Genomic DNA, 16,669 nt, shown 5'->3' on the forward strand with positions numbered 1-16,669 from the left:
GGACTGCTGCGGGAGATACCACCGCGGTGAGGGGTCGGCCCCCACCGCGGAGTCGCTCATGCGGTCCAGGTTCAGCGCGTTCGCCGTGGGCGACGAGGCCTATCTCATGGCCACCTGGCATCCCGCCGACCGCCCGGCCCGCCTCGACCTCGACAGGAAGGTCGCGTGGACGGAGCTGGAGGTGCTGGAGAGCACCGGCGGCAGCCCCGTCCACACCGAGGGCACCGTGCGGTTCCGCGCCCACTTCGTCAACCGGCGGGTGCCGGGCGTGCTCGACGAGCACAGCAGGTTCGTCCGGCTGGACGGCCGCTGGGTCTACGCCGGGGTCGTGGCCAGCGGCCGGTAGTCGCAGTCGTAGCCGAAGTACCGCGGCCCGGCCAGTTCCAGGCCCCCCGGTGAGGTCCAGCGCGGGTCGCACGGCACGGCGATGACCGTGACGCGCAGGCCGTAGCGCATGGCCTCGGTGGTGACCGGCTCGCCCGAGTCGGTGTCCAGCACGCAGATCAGGTCGGGCGTGGTGGCCACGATCTCGCCGTCCCGGCGGGCCAGCAGGTGCTCGTTCTGGAAGCTGAGCTCCAGCGTGCCGGTGCCCTCCAGGCGGGCCTGGCCGCGGGCGAAGCCGCCGGTGGTGCGGCGCTCGACGTCCACGACCTTGCCGGTGAACAGCTTCAGGCCGCCCAGCACGTCCAGGGCCGCCGCCACCGGGTCGGCGTGCCCGGCGCGGGCCAGCCGCACGGCCCGGCCCAGGTCCTCGGCCAGCGTCAGCGTGGCCGGCACCAGACCGTCGCGCAGCTGGTCGCCGCGCATGACGGTGTCGGCGCAGGAGACCTGGCAGCCCATCTGCACGCACGCCGCCCTGGCCAGGCGCTCGGCCCACACGTTGGACACCGTCTCCAGCACCAGCGTGTTGCCCTTGTCGTCGGCCAGCGCCATCGGCGTGTTCGGCACGCCGATCAGCGTCGGCAGCACCATCTGCGCCTCGGGGAAGGCGCGGCCCATCGCGTCGCCGTCCACGATCGGCAGGCCCGCCTGCGCGGCGGCGGCGATCGGGATCATCGAGTTCACGCCGCCGACCTCGATCGGCACGATGTGCGTGGCCGGACGGCCGAGCACCGCCTCCAGGGCGCGCAGCGCGGTCAGCTCCTCGGTGCCCGCCGGCAGCTTCTCCAGCAGCACGGTCGGCGCCCCCATGCCCGAGACCGCCACGACGGTCGCGTCCGCGGGCACGTCGTCGATGGCCACCAGCGGCACGGGACCGTGCCTGCGGATGGCCTCGCGGGCCAGCAGCTTGCCCACGTACGGGTCGCCGCCGCCGCCGGTGCCGAGGATCCCGGCGCCGCGCGCCATGTCGTCCAGCCGGTCGATTCCGATCTCACGCATCGATCTTCTCCAGGTCCAGGTCGCCGACGGCCTTCACCCTGATCCGGGTGGCGTCGCCGGGCAGGTAGGCGAGCGGCAGCTCCTCCACGTCCACGATCCGCACGCTGCCCGCGCGGGCGCCGCCGCGCTCGGCGCGGATGATCGCCTCGCTCTTGGCCTCCTCCAGGATGCGCTCGCGCGGGCCGGAGAAGACCCGGTCCACCTCGCCGCCGACCTGGGCGATGGCCGCGCCGACGGCGTTGGCCACCTCGAAGTGCGCCGGGCGGCGCACGTCGTCGAAGCCGGGCAGCTCCTGGATGAGCACGCTGCCGCCGCCGACCAGCACGACAGGCAGCGGCGCGGACGAGGTGCGCATGCGGTCGACCGCCTCCGAGACGCGCTCGGCGATGAGCTTGAGCGGGCGCTGCGGGTCGACGTGCGTGACCCTGTCACGGTCGCCGATGTCGGCCAGCCCGGCGGCCACGGCCAGGTCGGTGGCGGTCAGCGTGCCGCCGCCGAACACCAGCGCCTCCTCGGTCAGCCGGTAGCCGACGCTGCGCGGGCCGGTGGTGCCGTCCTCGGCGACCAGCGAGCCGCCGCCGATGCCGATCGACAGCACGTCGGGGATGCGGAAGTTGGTGCGCACCTCGGCGACCAGCGCCTCGCCGGCCGCCTCGCGCGGGAACCCGCCGACCAGGATGCCCACGTCGGACGTGGTGCCGCCGATGTCCACCACCGCGCAGTCGGTCAGCCCCGACAGGTACGCCGCGCCGCGCATCGAGTTCGTCGGCCCCGACGCGAACGTGGCCACCGGGTAGCGGCGGGCCTGGTCCACGTCCATGAGGGTGCCGTCGTTCTGGGACAGGAACAGCGGCGCGTCGATCCCGGCCACCCGCAGCGCCTCGCCGAAGGCGGCCACGGTCCGGCCGGCCAGCGGGCGCAGGGCGGCGTTCACGATCGTGGCGTTCTCCCTGGCCAGCAGGCCGACCCGGCCGATCTCGCAGGACAGCGACAGGTGCACCTCGGGGCCCAGCTCGGCGGCCAGGATCTGCGCGGCCTCGCGCTCGTGGGCGTCGCTGACCGGGGAGAACACCGAGGAGATCGCGACCGTGCGCAGGCCGCGCCGCCTGATGTCGGCGGCGACGCCGCGCAGCTCGTCCGGGTCGAGGGGGGAGATGGGGGCGCCGTCGTACTCGCAGCCGCCGTGGCACAGGTAGACCGCGCCCTCGACCGCCTGGCGCAGGCGGTCGGGCCAGTCCACCAGCGGCGGCAGCGCGGCGGTGGCGGGCAGGCCGAGCCGGACGGCCGCGACCGGCTCCAGCCGGGCGGCCTCCACCAGGGCGTTGACGAAGTGGGTGGTGCCGATCATCACCGCGGACACCCGGGTGGCGCCCAGACCGGCCAGGGCCGCGGCGACGCCGCCCGTGACGTCCGCGGTGGTGGGGGACTTGACGGTGGCCAGCACCTGGCCGTCGTCGCCGATGAGGGCGGCGTCGGTGTTGGTGCCGCCCACGTCGATGCCGATACGCATGAAGGAGGACTCTCTTCTCGGACGGTGAGCACGGACCGCGCGACTCCGGGACGGTGAGCGCGGGCCGCGCGACTCTCAGACGGTGAGCGCGGGCCGCTCGACGGGGACCTCGCGGGTGCCGCGGACCAGGCCGAGTCGGCCCGCGACGACGTAGCCCAGGCCCGCGAGGATCAGGGAGTTCAGGGCGGGGATGCCGATCCACTGGTAGTGGTCGCTGAGCCAGCCGACCAGCGCGGCGGCGGCCCAGATGACCAGCGTGGCGGGCACCCACGTCGGCTCGGTCTCGGGGAGCGTGCCGGTGGCGCGCGAGGCGTCCAGCACCGGGCGCCAGCGGCGCACCACGAAGTACTCGGCGACCATGATCCCGGCGACGGGGGGCGTGATGACGCCGAGGATCAGCAGGAAGTCGGTGAAACGCTCCAGGATCCCGGCGGCGGCCAGCACGCTGCCCAGGACGCCGATGCCGACGGTGACGGCGACCCGGTTCAGCCGCACCCCGACCGTGGACTCCACGGCGTTGAGCAGGCCCAGCGCTGCGGAGTAGAGGTTCCAGTTGTTGATCTTCACGGTGGCCGAGATGAGGACGATGACGCCGATCACGCCGGAGGAGGCCGTGATGATCGCGATCACGTCCGAGGACTTGACCGCGTAGGCCAGCAGCACGCCGGCCAGGCCGAGCACGTACTCGCCGAGGGAGATGCCGACGAGGGTCTGCTTGACGACGTCGCCGGTGTTGCGGTTGAACCTGGTCATGTCGGGCGTGGTCACCGCGCCGATGATGTAGGAGCCGGCCACGATGGTGGCGCCGGTCGCGATGCTGATCGGCTCGCCGAACGGCGGCGAGGCCACCAGCGACCCCAGGTCATGTCGTGAAATTTCCACCCACATCGCCCAGCCGGCCAGGCCCAGGAACGCCGGCACGGTGATGAACGCCGTCATCCCCATCGCCTTGAACCCCCGGATGACCAGCAGCGTCACGCCGATGCCGGCGATCATGGCCCACGCCCAGAGCGGCATCCAGGACATGATCGAGTGCAGGCCCGAGGCGAACACCGCGGTCTGCACGCCGAACCAGCCGAACAGGCTCAGGGCGATGATCACGCCGATGATCGTGGAGCCGTACCGGCCGAAGCCGGTCCAGCGGGCCAGCATGGAGGTGGACAGGCCCTCGCGCATCCCGGCGATGCCGACGAAGATGCACACCACCTCCAGGATCACCGAGCCGAGCGTGAACGCCCAGAACGCCCCCCAGAACGACAGCCCGGCGCCGAGCGTGGCGCCCAGCAGGAACTGCGTCAGGTCGGAGAGCTGGCCGAACCGCTGCACGGCCACGTTGAACCAGGAGTAGCGGGCGGCCTGCGGCACCCGCTCCAGGGGGTAGTCGGAGTCGGTCATGGTGGTCTTCCTTCGCGTCGGGGGGCGTGGCGGGGGCTCACGAGCGGGGGCTCACGAGCATGCGGTCACTGGGCTGGTCTCAGAGCATCGGCGCTGGTCACGGGGCTGTCACAGGAGCGAGGGCGGCCCGGCGGCGCGGGCGCGCAGCCGGACGAACGGGCCGGGCAGGTAGGCGAGCGGGATCTCCTCCACCCCGATGACCCGCACCCGCCGCGGATCGGCCCCGGCGCGGACGGCCGCCGCCCTGGCCTCCTCCGCGACCGGTTCGAGCGCCGCCGCCAGCGCCGAGCGGTCGGGCAGGCGGACGATGCGCTCGTACTGGCCGCCGACCGGGCTGACCGCCGCGCCGATGGCGCCGGCCGCTGGCCCGTGCTCGGGATGCAGCCCCTCCGGCACGGCGTGCTCACCGCCGCCCACGACCACGAGCGGCAGCAGCCCGGCGCCCGGCTGCAGCCGGTCCACGGCCTCGGCCAGCTCGGTCGGGTCGACCGGCCGCGGCACCCTGATCAGCCCGGGGATGCGCAGCCCGACGGGCACGCCGCCGATGTCCGCGCCGCCCACGGCCTCCTCCGGATAGCCGCCGGCCAGCACGCCGACCCGGACGCGGGTGGCGCCCACGTCGGCGACCACCGCGTCACCGAGCCCGGTCAGCGCGCCGGCGCCGCGCAGCACGCTCGCCGGGCCGCTGCCCAGGCTGAGCCCGGGATGCCGGGCCAGGTGCTCCAGGCTCATCAGCGTGCCGTCGCCGCGGGTCACGAACACCGCCGCCCCCGGGCACAGGCCCGCCAGCGCGGTGGCCAGCCCGCCGGAGACCGCGCCCGCGAACCCCGACAGGGCGGCGTCCAGCACGGTCGCGTTCTCGCGTTCCAGCAGGCCGAGCGAGCCCAGGTCGGCCGACAGCGCGATCGGCACGCCCTCGCCCAGCTCCGCCCGGACGATCTCGGCGGCCTCGCGCTCCTGCTCGCCGTCCAGGGGCGAGAACAGGCCCGCGACGGCGACGGCCTGCGCGGTGCCGGCCACGCCCGCGGCGAAGCGGGCCACGGCGTCGCGGTCGAGGGGCGTGCGGTCCTCGCGGTCGAGGCCGCCGCCGCCGTCCACGACGGCGGTGCCGGCGTTCACCGCGGCGCGCAGGTCGGGCGGCCAGCCGGACAGCGGGCGCACCGCGGTCGCCGACACGCCCGCGATGCGCAGCACGGCCACCTTGCGCAGCCCGGCCCGCCTGGTCACGGCGGTGGCGGCGCCACGCAGGCCGACGGCGACCTGGGCCGGCTCGCCGTCCATCGGCAGGCGGGCCAGCGCGGCGCGCACCCCGGCCACCGGGTCGCCGGGGATCGACGCGATCTTGACGGTGGCCAGCACCTGGCCGTCGTCGGCGACGACGGCCGCGTCGGTGTTGGTCGGCCCGACGTCCACCCCGGCCCTCACGCCCCCGCCTCCCGCCCGGCGCGCCCGGAAGGCCCGGTGGACTCGGTGGGGGAGGGGCTGAAGGCCGTGCCCGCCGGGGTTTCCGGCTTCGCGGGGACGGGGGGCGCCTGCGGTGGGGGAGGGGCGGGAAGTCCGGTGAGACCGAACGCGGCGGGCCCGGCCAGCCGCAGCCCCTCGGGGGTGTGCCAGACCGGGTCGCAGGGGACGCGCACCATGCTGACCCGCAGCCCGTACCGGACCTGCTCGGCCTGCACGACCTCGCCCGTACGCGTGTCCAGCATCGCGATCACGTCGGGCACCACGGCCAGCGGCACGCCGTCCTCGACGACGGCCAGGAACTCGCTGCCCGCCTGGACGCGGACCAGCCGCCCCTGGTCGTACCCGAGCCCTTCGACCAGGATCGACCCGGCCGTCTCGGCGACCTTGCCGGTGACCAGCGGGTCGGGCAGCCGCGTCCCGAGGCGCACGGCGCGGGTGACGGATCCGAGCGCGGTGGCGCCGGCCACCTGGTCGCCGCGCATGATGTACTCGCTGGTCGCGACCTGGCCGCCGAACGCCTCCAGCGACGCCCGTACCAGCCGTTCCAGCCAGCTGCCGGTCACCCGGTCGACGACGACGGTCCGGCCGCGCTCGTCGCACAGCACGGCCGGGGTGGGCGCGATGCCGCGCAGCTGCATCACCGTCTGGTCCATGCGGGGGAAGGCGCGGCTCATCCCGTCGGCGTCCACCAGCGGCAGGCCGACGCGGGCCGCCCAGGCCACCGCCAGGCAGCCGTTCGCGCCGCCGATCTCGCTGGCCAGCACCGCGCCGACGGGCGCGCCGTACAGCTCCTCGATCTTGTCGCGCAGGTAGACGGGCTCGTCGGTTCCCCCGACGCGCTCGGACATGACGGCCGAGGAGCCCGCGGTGCCCACGGGCATGACCAGCAGCTCGGGGTCCAGCTCGGCGGGCTGCACGACGCGTACCGGCCCGTGGTCCTCCAGCGCCTGCAGCGCCGCGGCGCGGGCGATGGTCACGGGACCGCCACCGCCCGAGCCCAGCACGGCGCAACCGCGGGCGAAGGCGGGCAGCAGCCCGGTGTCGATGTCCATGCTGTCGAGGTTACGAAGCCGCAGGTCGGGGGCGGATGTTCCAGCCGCACCTTTTTGCCGGCCTTCGTGTGCCGATGGCACACTGATGGCATGTTCCTGCTGGAAGAGCTGCGTCCGCTGGCCGGGCCGGAGGCGCCGGCGGCGGCCTCGGGCGTGCGCCTGGTGGAGGACCTGGGCGGGATCGCGGGCCAGCCGCCGGGGTCGGTGCTGGTCCTGACGGGCGCGGCGTCGCGGCAGGCGGCCGGCTACCGGCTCGACGTCGCGCTGCGCGACGCCGCCGCGGCCGGCGCCGTGGCGCTCGTGCTCACCGCGGAGGCCGGGCAGGCCCTGGAGGCCCTGGAGGCCGCGGTCGACCGGAGCGCCGCAGCGCTGGCCGAGCGGGGCGGGGTCGCGCTGCTGGCGGCCGCCGGCGGCGACCTGGCGGAGCTGGTGGTGGCCATTGACCGGGCCATCGCGGGCGACGCCGCCGAGGCGCTGGTCCGTACGGCGCGCGCCGCGGAGGCCGTGGCGGGGGCGGGCGGCGTCCCCGAGCGCATCGCCGAGGCGGCCGGCGCGGCTCTCGGCCGTCCCGTCCGGGCCGACGGCGGCGCGTTCACCGCCCAGGCCGGCGGGCCCGCCGGGACGCACTTCGACCGGGCCGCCGGGATCGTGCTCAGGCTGGCCGCCCTGGCCGCCGCCGCGGGCCCGTCCGACGAGCTGCCCGGACGGTCCCGCGCCCAGCTCCTCACCGAGCTGCTGGTCGCCCCCGAGAACCAGGCGCAGGAGCTGGCCCCCCGCGCCAGGGCCCTCGGCCTGCCGATCGACGACTGGCACGTCGTCCTGCGCCTGGAACCCGCGAAGACCGCCGACGCCGCCGGCGACGGCCCGGCCGACGGCGGCCAGGAACGCTACGCCCTGCTGGAGACCGCCGCCTCGCGGGCCGTGCGCGCGGCCCGCGAGCTGGGCGGCGCCGCCTGGAACGCCGCGCTCGCCGGCGACGCGCTGATCGTGGTCCGCAGCCAGCGGCGCGACCAGGGCAGGGCGGGCCTGCGCGAGGCGGTGCGCGACGCCGCCCGCCTGCTGGAACGGGTCCGCCCGGCGGGCGCCGAGCTGCGCTGCGGGGTCAGCACCGCCCACCAGGGCCTCGTCGGCCTGCGCACCTCCGCCTCCGAGGCCCGTACGGCCCTGCGCCGCAGCACCCTGCCGCTGGCCACCTACGACCTGGCCGGCCTCGACCGGATGCTGGAGGAGTGGTACGCCTCAGACGCCGCCCAGCACGCCGTCAGGGAGCTGCTGCAACCGATCCTCGACCTCGGCGGCGAGCGGGCCGCCCACCTCCTGGCCATCCTGCGCGCCTACCTCGACCACAACGGCTCGCCCGCCCGCGCCGCCGAGGAGCTGCACCTGCACCGCAACGCCGTCAGCAGGAACGTGCGCCGCATCGAGACCCTGCTCCAGGCCGACCTCGCCGACCCGCGGCAACGCCTGGCCCTCCAGCTGGCCTGCCGCGCGGCCTCCTCCCGCTGAAGGACGGCCCTCCGGGACCCCGCTCCCAGCCCGCGTTCGCCCGCCAGGACGAGGAAACCCGGCGGCCGGCTCCCTAGATTCGGTGGCATGAGAAGAGCGCGGCGGCTGGCCGCCTGGTGCGCGGGGCTGCTGCTGGTGGCCGCCTGCGCGGGGTTCGGCTACGAGACCGCCGCCCGGCGCGGCGACGCCACGCGCCACCCGCCACCGGGCCGCCTGGTGAGCGTCGGCGGCCACCGCCTGCACCTGCGCTGCACGGGGTCCGGCGGCCCGGTGGTGGTGCTGGAGGCGGGCCTGGTCGAGTCGAGCGCGAGCTGGGAGGTGGTCCAGCGGCGGCTGTCGGCCGGGCTGCGCGTGTGCTCCTACGACCGGGCCGGCTACGCCTGGAGCGAGGAGGGGCCAGGGCCGCGAACGGCGGGCCGCGCGGCGGGGGAGCTGCGCGCGCTGCTCGCCGCCGCGGGCGAGCCCGGCCCGTACGTCCTGGCCGGGCACTCCTACGGCGGACAGATCGTCCGCCTGTTCGCCGCCCGGTACCCGGAGGTGACGGCGGGCCTGGTGCTGATCGACGCCACCGACGAGGAGGCGGTGGCGGCCATGCGGGTGTCCCGGCCGCTGCTGGCCGCCCAGCTCACCGCCAACCAGGCGCTGGCCAGGATCGGCCTGCTCCGGCTGGCCGGGGATCTCCTGGTGCCCGGCGACGCCACCCCGGCGGCGCGCGCCGCCGCCCCCGTCGTCTACGGGCCGGGCAGCATGGCCGCGGCCAGGGCCGAGGCGTGGGCCTCGCTGGACAGCGCGCGGGAGGTCGCCGGGACGGCGCAGGGGCCGGGCGGGCCGCCGGTCGTGGTCGTCATCCCGTCCGGCGGGCCGCGCAGCGCCCTCGACCAGGCCCGGCGGGTGGCCGCCAGGTCCACGCGCGGACGGGTGGTGGTGGCCGGCACCTCCGAGCACTACGTCCAGTATCGGCAGCCCGATCTGGTCGTCACGGCGATTCGGGACGTCGCCGCCTCCACAGAAAGGTGAAACTGGGTCTTGCCGGTCGGGTCAAGTCGGCTTTCAATGATCGGGATACCGGTGATCCTGGAGGAGCCGATGCGTGGCTTGAGGGCGTCCGCAGTCATCCTGATGATCGTCGTCTCGACGTTCCTCGCCTCCGGGCCGTCGTCGCTGCCGGCGGTGGCGGGGCCGGGCGATCCCGAGCCGGCGTCGCTGGTCACGCTCTCCGTGCCCGACAGGGCCGCGATGGAGCGGCTGGTCGCCTCCGGCGCCGACCTGACCGAGCGGGTCCGTCCGCAGGCCGACGGCAGCGTCCAGGTGGACGCCGTGCTCACGGCCGGCAAGCTCGCCGAGCTGAGGGCGATCGGCGTGGGCCTGGCGTCCGGCACGCCGCCCGCCGCCCGGCAGGCGCCGTCCGCCACCGCCGCGCAGGACCAGATCGTCATCGAACGGGCCGTCTGGTACAAGTCTCGCGACGGGTACTTCCTGTCGGTCGAGGCCGCCAGCAGCGCGGGCGAGACGGCCGCACTCACCGCCACCTGGACGGGCCGCGGCGGCGCCACCGGCCAGGTCGCGATGGTCCCGTACGTCGACGCCGGCGCCTACCTGGGCCACCAGTTCAGCACCCCCGCCCCGGTGCCGGCCGAGCCGCAGCGCGTCACGGTCACCTCGGCGACCGGCGGCACGGCCGAGGCCCGCGTGCGGGAATGGCCCGACGGGGACCGCCCCGACCACCGGGCGCCGGGCTACCAGAAGGACTTCGTCACCCAGTACATGCCGCCCGCCCAGCTCAACGAGCGCATCCAGGCGCTGCACCGGCGGTACCCGTCGCTCACCGACGTCATCCCGCTGCCCAACCTCACCAACGGCTACCGCCGCCACGCCCAGGCGCTGATCGGCACGCCGCCCGGCGCCGCGATCGTGGTCACCTCCGACGCCTACGGCTCCGAGGGCGGCAACGACCTGTCCGTCGAGCTGGCCGCCCCGGGTGCGCCGGACCGGCCGCTCCAGGTGAGCGTGGCCCGCAAGCAGGTCACGGTGAGCCTGGCCACCGACGGCTCCGGCACGCCGGTCAGCACCGCCGCCCAGGTCGTCGCCGCGATCAACGCCGCGCCGGGCACCGGGCTGAAGGCCGCCGCCTACCGCACCGACCCGGGCGCCGGTGTCATGGCCGCCGCCCCCGCCACCCGGCTCACCGACTCGCTCAAGGCGCCCGCCGACGTCTCCCGCAAGCCCATGCGGGTGCTGGCGCTGCGCGTCGGCGTCCATCGTGACGGCTCGCGCACCGGCGTGCTGGCCTACGCCCAGGAGCACGCCAGGGAATGGGTGGCGCCGCTGGTCACCGTCGAGGCCGCCGAGCGGCTGCTGCGCAACTACGCCCGCGACGCCGCCACCCGCAGGCTGCTGCAGCGCACCGACATCTTCATCGTCCCCACCGTCAACCCCGACGGCGCGAACTACAGCTTCTACGACTTCAACGGCCAGCGGAAGAACATGACCAACCACTGCCCGGCCGCGCAGTCCGACCCGGCGCAGCGCAACACCTGGGGCGTGGACGTCAACCGCAACTACGCCGTCGGCTCCCTGTCGGACGGCTACTTCGGCGCCTCGGCCAACTGCCAGAGCGGCACGTACGCCGGTCCGGCCGAGCACTCGGAGCCGGAGAGCCGCAACGTGATGTGGCTGGCTGAGACGTACCGAAACATCCGGTTCGCCATGAACGTGCACAGCTACGGCGGGTACTTCATGTGGCCGCCCGGGGCGTACAAGCTCGACGGCCGCGTGGCGCTGCCCAGGCCGAGCGCCCAGGAGGAGGCGTACTTCATGCGCTCGGCCCGCACGATCGAGCAGGCCATCGCCGCCGAGCGCGGCACGGTCATCTGGCCCCAGCAGACCGGGCCGGTGACCGACGTGCTCTACTCGGCGGCCGGCAACTCCGCCGACGAGCTCTGGTACGACCACGGCGTCTACGGCTGGGACTTCGAGGTCGGCGCCGACCTGTGGAACCCGGCCGCGCGGACGTGGGAGGGCGTGGGCTTCCAGCCGCCGTTCGAGGAGGGGCACGCCGAGGCGATGGAGTTCGCCGCGGGCCTGATCTCGCTGGTGGGGGTGGCGGCCGACTACCGGAGCCCGTGACCGCCGCCGCGCGGCTCATGCCCAGGTCATGGCGTTCGCGGGGGCCGGGAATGCCCGCGCGTTGCCCGGGGTTTACATACGGACACCCCGCGACAGTGACCTGGGCTTTTGCCCACGTTGGGGTCGCTTGCCCGGGGTTTACGGTTCAGGGGTAGATCTTTGCCCGTTTTGGGGTGTTTGGTTTGCGTTTGTCCGTTTCTTGGGTTAGCGTTGTACCTGTTGGCGGGTGAGTGACCCATTCGGGTCCGCCCCCATTGCGCTCCACGTAGCGACCGATGGCGTTTGTGCCCGGCTACGGCCTTCATGTCTTGTCTGAGTCAAGCGAGCGCATGCCGCCCTGATGATCGATGTCACCAAGGAGACTGCTGATGACTGCTCGCCTGCGTTCTTTCGCCATGCTTTCGGCCGCTGCTGTGTCGGCGCTGACGATCGGTGCCGCCGCCCATCCCGCGAGCGCTGATGCGGATGTGAACGGTCAGGGTGTGCTGGCCGGTTCGACGACGGCGTCCTACTTCTGGGACGACTCCTCGGGTCGCGCCGGTGACACGGGTCTGCCTGCGGCCGGCAAGCCGATGCAGAAGGGTCTGGCGGCTTCGCCGTCGTGGCCGCTGATGACCGAGGGTTACGTGGTCTACCAGGGTAAGAAGCTGCCGTTCTTCGTGGGGGACCGTGGTCCTGGTGACCCCTCCAGTCGTGGGGTGATGCTGGACCTGGACGCCAAGACGTTCGCGGAGCTGACCGGTGGCCGGTTCAACCCGGACACGCTGGGTGTGGACGGTGTGAAGGGCGAGGGTCACATCAAGATCCAGTACGTGGTCACCAAGTGGGGTGACGGTGTGGGCAGGAAGGCCGCTCCGGTGGCGTTCGACACGGGCGCCTGGCGTCAGCAGGACACCGGCACGACCCCGCTGTCGGTCAAGAAGTAACACGCGCGCACGACGAGAAGGGCGTTCCCCGCTAGGGGACGCCCTTCTCGCATGTCAAGGAACGGCAAACACCGCCCACGTCCAGCGGCCATACTGGCTCACCTGACGACCTGGAGTGACGGGTGGTGACCGTAAGTGATGGAGGCAGGGCCCGACGAGGCGCTGAACCTCGCCGTCCTGCGCGTGCGCGGCCCCGAGGGGGACGTGGCGGGCGCGGGCTTCCTCATCGCGCCCGACCGCGCCCTCACCTGCGCGCACGTCGTCTCCGGCGCCCTGGGCCACGCCGGCGGCCCGCTCCCGCCGGACGCCTGGGTCACCGTCGAGCTGCCCTTCGCCGGCGACGCCGCGCCGGTGCGCGCCCACGTCGAGCACTGGGTCCACACCGCGCCCGACGGCTCGGGCGACATCGCCGTCCTGCGCCTGGACGCCGCGCCCCCGGGCGGACGCCCGCTGCGCATGGCCGAGCCGCGCAGCCTGTGGGGTCACCGGGTCGTCGTGGCCGGGTTCCCGCCAGGCCTGCGCGGCGGCGGCTGGCACACCGGGCGGCTGCTCGGCGGCACCCAGCAGGGCTGGCTCCAGTGCGCCCCCGACGACCCGCGCGGCGTGCCGATCGAGAGCGGCTTCAGCGGCAGCCCCGTCTGGGACGTCGAGCTCGGCGACGTCGTCGGCATGGTGGTCGCGGCCCAGCCAGGCGGGCCCCGTCAAGCGTTCGTGATCCCCACCCGGTCGCTCACCCGCGCCGTCCCCGCCCTGGCCGCGACCGTACGGCCGGCCTCGCCGTTCCGCGGGCTGTCGGCCTTCCGTGAGGGCGACGCCGCCGTCTTCTTCGGCCGCGACGTGGAGACCGCCCGGATCGCCCGCCTCCTCCAGACCCATCCCGAGGTCACGCTCACCGGCCCGTCCGGCTGCGGCAAGTCGTCGCTGGCGCTGGCCGGGGTCGTGCCCGCCATGCGCCGCCAGGGCTGCCAGGTCGTCGTCCTGCGGCCGTCGGCCGTGCGGTCCTGGCCCGATGCGCTCGCCGCCGAACTTGCCGCCCTGTCGCACCCGGGCCTGACCGGGGCCGACGCGCTGGCCAGGGCCGACGCGCTGCGCGAGCCGCTGCGGAAGGGCCGGCTGCCCGACGTCGTCGCCCAGGTCCTGCGCGACACCGGCGCGACCGGGCTGCTGCTCGTCGTCGACCAGGCCGAGGAACTGCTGGTCGGCGACCCCGAGCAGGCCGACGACGCGGCCGTGGTGCTGGCCGCGGCCCGCGCCTGTCCGGCCGTGCGGGTGCTGTTCACGCTGCGCGCCGACTTCCTGCCCGCCGCCCTGTCCCACCCCGCGCTCGGCGGCGCGCTCGGCCGCGAGACCTACGGGCTCACCCCCATGACCCGCGACCAGCTCCGGCAGGCCGTCGAGGCGCCGCTGGACGCCGTCCCCGCCGTGACGTACGACCCCGGCCTGGTCGACCGCATCCTGGGCGACGCCGGGGGCGCGCCCGGCGCCCTGCCGCTGATCGGCTTCCTGCTGGACCGCCTCTGGCACGAGCAGGAGGGCGGCCGCATCACCCACACCTCCTACGAGGCGTGCCGCGGCGTGCGCGGGGCCCTGGGCGCGCAGGCCGAGCAGGTCTGGGCGGCGTGCGTGCCCGAGGAGGACGCCGCGGCCGGGGAGGAACTGCTGTCCCGGCTCGTCCGGGTCGCCGCCGGGGCGCACGCGCCGCTGCGCCGCCGGGTCACCCGCGAGGAGGCGGGGGAGCAGCGCTGGCGGACGGCCGGCCGGCTGGCCGCCGGGCGGCTGCTCGTCATGGACACCGGCGAGGACGGCCGCCAGACCGTCGAACTGGCCCACGAGGCGCTGATCACCGAATGGCCCCGGCTGGCCGGGATCGTCGCCGCCGACCTGAAGTTCCTCGAATGGCGCGACCTGCTCCACCAGGACATGGGCCGCTGGCGGCAGGCCGGGCGCGCCCCCGACCGGCTCCCCGGCCCGCCCGAGCTGGCCGCCGCCGCCCGCTGGCTCGCCGAACGGCCCGCCGACCTGACCGAGGACGAGCACGACTACCTGCGCCAGGGCCGCCGCCGTCAGCAACGCCGCACGCTGCGCCGCCGGAGCGCGATCACCGGCGCGGGGGTGGCGCTGCTGACGGTCCTCTCGCTGGTCGCCTGGACGCGCTACCAGGGCCGGATCGGCGAGCAGCGGGCCGCCGAGTCCCGCTCCCGCGCCCTGGCGGGCGCCTCGGCCGACCTGGCAGAACGCGACCCCGAGCTGTCGTCGCTGCTCGCCGTCGGCGCCTACCGCGCGGCCCCCACCCAGGAGGCCAGGGCCCAGCTCCTGCAGCGCTACGTCGAACACCGGTACACCAAGGGCGTGGCCACGGGCGCGCTCGGCTCGATCACCGCCGCCGACGCCAGCGACGACGCCCGCGTCCTGCTGGCCACCACCACCTCCGCCGCCGGCCGCGCCACGCTGTTCACCCGCGGCCCCGACGGCCGCTACCGGCCCACCCACCTGCCCGACCGGGGCGGCACCAGCCGGCCCGCCGTCTCCGCCGACGGCGGCCTGATCGCCTACGCCCTCGACGACGGCGGCATGGTCTGGCACCGCGTCGACCCACGCGACGGCGAGCTGCTGGACCAGGGCCACGTCCTGGCCCGCCAGGACCGGCCGGCCCCGGCCGGCGACCTCACCGCCGGCGAGCCCGTCGCCGACGTCAGGGCGGACGGCGACGACGGCTGGATCGTCACCGCGGGCCCGAAGAAGCTCGTGCTCCAGTCGCTCGGCGCCACCGGCACCGCCCGCACCTGGGTGTACGACCTGCCCGCCGACCTGGTCCGGTTCGGCCCCGACGCCACCACCCTGGTCGTCCGGGAGAAGGGCGTGGCCAAGGTGTACAGCAGCAAGGGCAGCCCGGTGTGGCGGCAGCTGACCATCCGCGAGCTCGGCCCGGCCGACGGCCTGGCCGTCTCCGGCGACGGCGCCACCGCCGTGACCTGCCGGACCAGCGACGACGGCCGCGCCGCCACGTACACGGGCTTCGCGGTGCGCGACGGCGAGCGGCTGGGCGGCTTCCAGGCCGGACGCCCGTGCGGCGCGTTCGTCGTCGACCGCGAGGGAAGGCGCGTGGCCGAGCAGGGCGCCGCCGGCTGGGAGCTGGTCGACCTGGCCGCCGGCCGCACCCTGTCGCGCGCCTGGATCGACGCCCAGACCAGTGCCGCCCCGGTCGCGCTGGTGGGCGCGCCCGGCGCGCAGGAACTGCTCACCAGGTCGCCCGACACCCTGGTGCTGACCGCGCTGCGCGACGGCGAGCAGCTCATCGGCAACCCGGCGCTGCTCCAGGGCGGCACCCGGATGGTCGCCCAGGCCGACGGCGGCGCCCGGCTGCGCCTCATGGAGACCGGCGATCCGCAGCGCACCCTGGCCGACGTCTCCCGCGCCAAGAGCCCGAAGGGCCTCGACGCCGACGGCGACCCCGTCGTGGACGAGTCGGGACGCCTGCTCGCCGACGCCGTCGCCCCGACCAGGGTCGCCGTCCGCGCGCTGCCCTCGCTGTCCCCCCTCGCCGAGGTCACCACCGCCCGGCCGCCCGAGGGCACGCACCTGACCTGCTTCTTCAAGGACGGCGACCTGTTCACCGTCGCCGGCCGCCGCCTGGAGCGCTGGGAGCCGGCCACCGGCCGCCGCAAGAGCGCCTTCGACGTCGCCGGCCCCGGCGCGGTCGTCACGGAGGTGCAGGTCAGCCCGTGGAGCGCCGGCCACCTGATGGTCGCCGTGCAGGGCGCCGACCATCTGCGCACGATCGACCTGCGTACCGGCGAGGAGGTCAAGGACCGGCGGCTGACCGTGGGCGCCGACGTCGTCAGCGGGTTCGTCTTCGACCGCACGGGCACCCACCTGCTGCTGTTCCGCAGCGGCATGCTGCCCGAGGTGTGGCTCACCCACCCGCTCAGGAAGGTGCTCGGCCCGCTGCGCTCGTCGGGCGAGAACATCCGCGGCGGCGAGCGCATGACCTCGATCATGCCGGAGAACGCGGGCCGGCTGTTCCTGTTCCGCGAGCGGGAGATCAGCGTCTTCGGGCTCGGCGGGACCGGGGTGTCCTACGAGGAGGGCTACACCTTCCGCCAGGCCCAGGACTTCCTCGACATCTCGCCCGACGGCTCGCTGCTGCTGCGCCTCAAGGGCGGCGACGGCGCCACGGGCTACTCCACCGACCTGCTCCGGCTCGACCCCGGCAGCTGGCGGGCGCGGCTGTGCGAGGTGTTCGGCCGCCGCCTCACGCCCGGCGACCGGCAGCAGGTGCCGATCGCGCTGCCGGACGCGGTCTGCTGACC

At 75.3% G+C, this 16,669-nt stretch carries 11 protein-coding genes; 6 read left to right on the forward strand and 5 right to left on the reverse strand.

Features of this window, described 5'->3' with window-relative positions; translation table 11 throughout:
* Positions 1 to 58: 58 nt before the first annotated feature.
* Positions 59 to 346, forward strand: coding sequence for a YchJ family metal-binding protein (locus AB0J46_RS40735; RefSeq protein WP_352329658.1), 288 nt, complete (start codon positions 59 to 61; stop codon positions 344 to 346).
* On the opposite strand, the gene AB0J46_RS40740 is transcribed toward AB0J46_RS40735, so the two are convergent.
* The 5 genes from AB0J46_RS40740 to AB0J46_RS40760 all read right to left on the reverse strand — a co-directional run bounded on the left by AB0J46_RS40740 (position 316) and on the right by AB0J46_RS40760 (position 6,801).
* Complete coding sequence (locus tag AB0J46_RS40740) at positions 316 to 1,380, reverse strand: DUF917 domain-containing protein (protein ID WP_364340125.1); 1,065 nt, start codon at positions 1,378 to 1,380, stop codon at positions 316 to 318. The genes AB0J46_RS40735 and AB0J46_RS40740 overlap by 31 nt on opposite strands.
* Complete coding sequence (locus tag AB0J46_RS40745) at positions 1,373 to 2,890, reverse strand: hydantoinase/oxoprolinase family protein (protein ID WP_364340128.1); 1,518 nt, start codon at positions 2,888 to 2,890, stop codon at positions 1,373 to 1,375. The genes AB0J46_RS40740 and AB0J46_RS40745 overlap by 8 nt, the downstream gene beginning before the upstream one ends.
* 75 nt (positions 2,891 to 2,965) lie before the next feature.
* Positions 2,966 to 4,285: a cytosine permease gene (locus AB0J46_RS40750; RefSeq protein WP_364340130.1), complete on the reverse strand. Its 1,320-nt coding sequence runs from the start codon at positions 4,283 to 4,285 to the stop codon at positions 2,966 to 2,968.
* A 108-nt stretch (positions 4,286 to 4,393) separates the two neighbouring features.
* A complete protein-coding gene (locus AB0J46_RS40755) occupies positions 4,394 to 5,710 on the reverse strand; it encodes a hydantoinase/oxoprolinase N-terminal domain-containing protein (RefSeq protein WP_364340133.1) in 1,317 nt (438 codons plus the stop codon).
* On the reverse strand, positions 5,707 to 6,801 hold the full coding sequence (locus AB0J46_RS40760) for a DUF917 domain-containing protein (RefSeq protein WP_364340135.1): 1,095 nt from the start codon (positions 6,799 to 6,801) through the stop codon (positions 5,707 to 5,709). The genes AB0J46_RS40755 and AB0J46_RS40760 overlap by 4 nt, the downstream gene beginning before the upstream one ends.
* Positions 6,802 to 6,891: 90 nt before the next feature.
* Between AB0J46_RS40760 and AB0J46_RS40765 the strand changes: the two genes are divergently transcribed.
* The 5 genes from AB0J46_RS40765 to AB0J46_RS40785 all read left to right on the forward strand — a co-directional run bounded on the left by AB0J46_RS40765 (position 6,892) and on the right by AB0J46_RS40785 (position 16,667).
* Positions 6,892 to 8,307, forward strand: coding sequence for a helix-turn-helix domain-containing protein (locus AB0J46_RS40765; protein WP_364340137.1), 1,416 nt, complete (start codon positions 6,892 to 6,894; stop codon positions 8,305 to 8,307).
* An 87-nt stretch (positions 8,308 to 8,394) separates the two neighbouring features.
* On the forward strand, positions 8,395 to 9,324 hold the full coding sequence (locus tag AB0J46_RS40770) for an alpha/beta hydrolase (RefSeq protein ID WP_364340139.1): 930 nt from the start codon (positions 8,395 to 8,397) through the stop codon (positions 9,322 to 9,324).
* A 69-nt stretch (positions 9,325 to 9,393) separates the two neighbouring features.
* Positions 9,394 to 11,433 (forward strand): M14 family zinc carboxypeptidase, encoded by a 2,040-nt coding sequence (locus AB0J46_RS40775; protein WP_364340141.1) that lies wholly within the window; start codon positions 9,394 to 9,396, stop codon positions 11,431 to 11,433.
* Between the two features lie 368 nt (positions 11,434 to 11,801).
* Positions 11,802 to 12,359 carry a hypothetical protein gene (locus tag AB0J46_RS40780; RefSeq protein ID WP_364340143.1) on the forward strand — a complete coding sequence of 186 codons (558 nt, stop codon included), beginning with the start codon at positions 11,802 to 11,804 and terminating at the stop codon, positions 12,357 to 12,359.
* Positions 12,360 to 12,497: 138 nt separating this feature from the next.
* Positions 12,498 to 16,667 carry a serine protease gene (locus AB0J46_RS40785; RefSeq protein WP_364340238.1) on the forward strand — a complete coding sequence of 1,390 codons (4,170 nt, stop codon included), beginning with the start codon at positions 12,498 to 12,500 and terminating at the stop codon, positions 16,665 to 16,667.
* Positions 16,668 to 16,669 lie beyond the last annotated feature (2 nt).

Origin of the sequence: Nonomuraea sp. NPDC049758, assembly GCF_040674635.1 — a bacterium.
GTDB lineage: Bacteria > Actinomycetota > Actinomycetes > Streptosporangiales > Streptosporangiaceae > Nonomuraea.

Coding starts and splice junctions, on each gene's coding strand:
- AB0J46_RS40765 (WP_364340137.1), top strand. CDS start 6,892: ATGTTCCTGCTGGAAGAGCTGCGTCCGCTGGCCGGGCCGGAGGCGCCG.
- AB0J46_RS40735 (WP_352329658.1), top strand. CDS start 59: ATGCGGTCCAGGTTCAGCGCGTTCGCCGTGGGCGACGAGGCCTATCTC.
- AB0J46_RS40775 (WP_364340141.1), top strand. CDS start 9,394: ATGCGTGGCTTGAGGGCGTCCGCAGTCATCCTGATGATCGTCGTCTCG.
- AB0J46_RS40785 (WP_364340238.1), top strand. CDS start 12,498: ATGGAGGCAGGGCCCGACGAGGCGCTGAACCTCGCCGTCCTGCGCGTG.
- AB0J46_RS40770 (WP_364340139.1), top strand. CDS start 8,395: ATGAGAAGAGCGCGGCGGCTGGCCGCCTGGTGCGCGGGGCTGCTGCTG.
- AB0J46_RS40760 (WP_364340135.1), bottom strand. CDS start 6,801: ATGGACATCGACACCGGGCTGCTGCCCGCCTTCGCCCGCGGTTGCGCC.
- AB0J46_RS40745 (WP_364340128.1), bottom strand. CDS start 2,890: ATGCGTATCGGCATCGACGTGGGCGGCACCAACACCGACGCCGCCCTC.
- AB0J46_RS40740 (WP_364340125.1), bottom strand. CDS start 1,380: ATGCGTGAGATCGGAATCGACCGGCTGGACGACATGGCGCGCGGCGCC.
- AB0J46_RS40780 (WP_364340143.1), top strand. CDS start 11,802: ATGACTGCTCGCCTGCGTTCTTTCGCCATGCTTTCGGCCGCTGCTGTG.
- AB0J46_RS40750 (WP_364340130.1), bottom strand. CDS start 4,285: ATGACCGACTCCGACTACCCCCTGGAGCGGGTGCCGCAGGCCGCCCGC.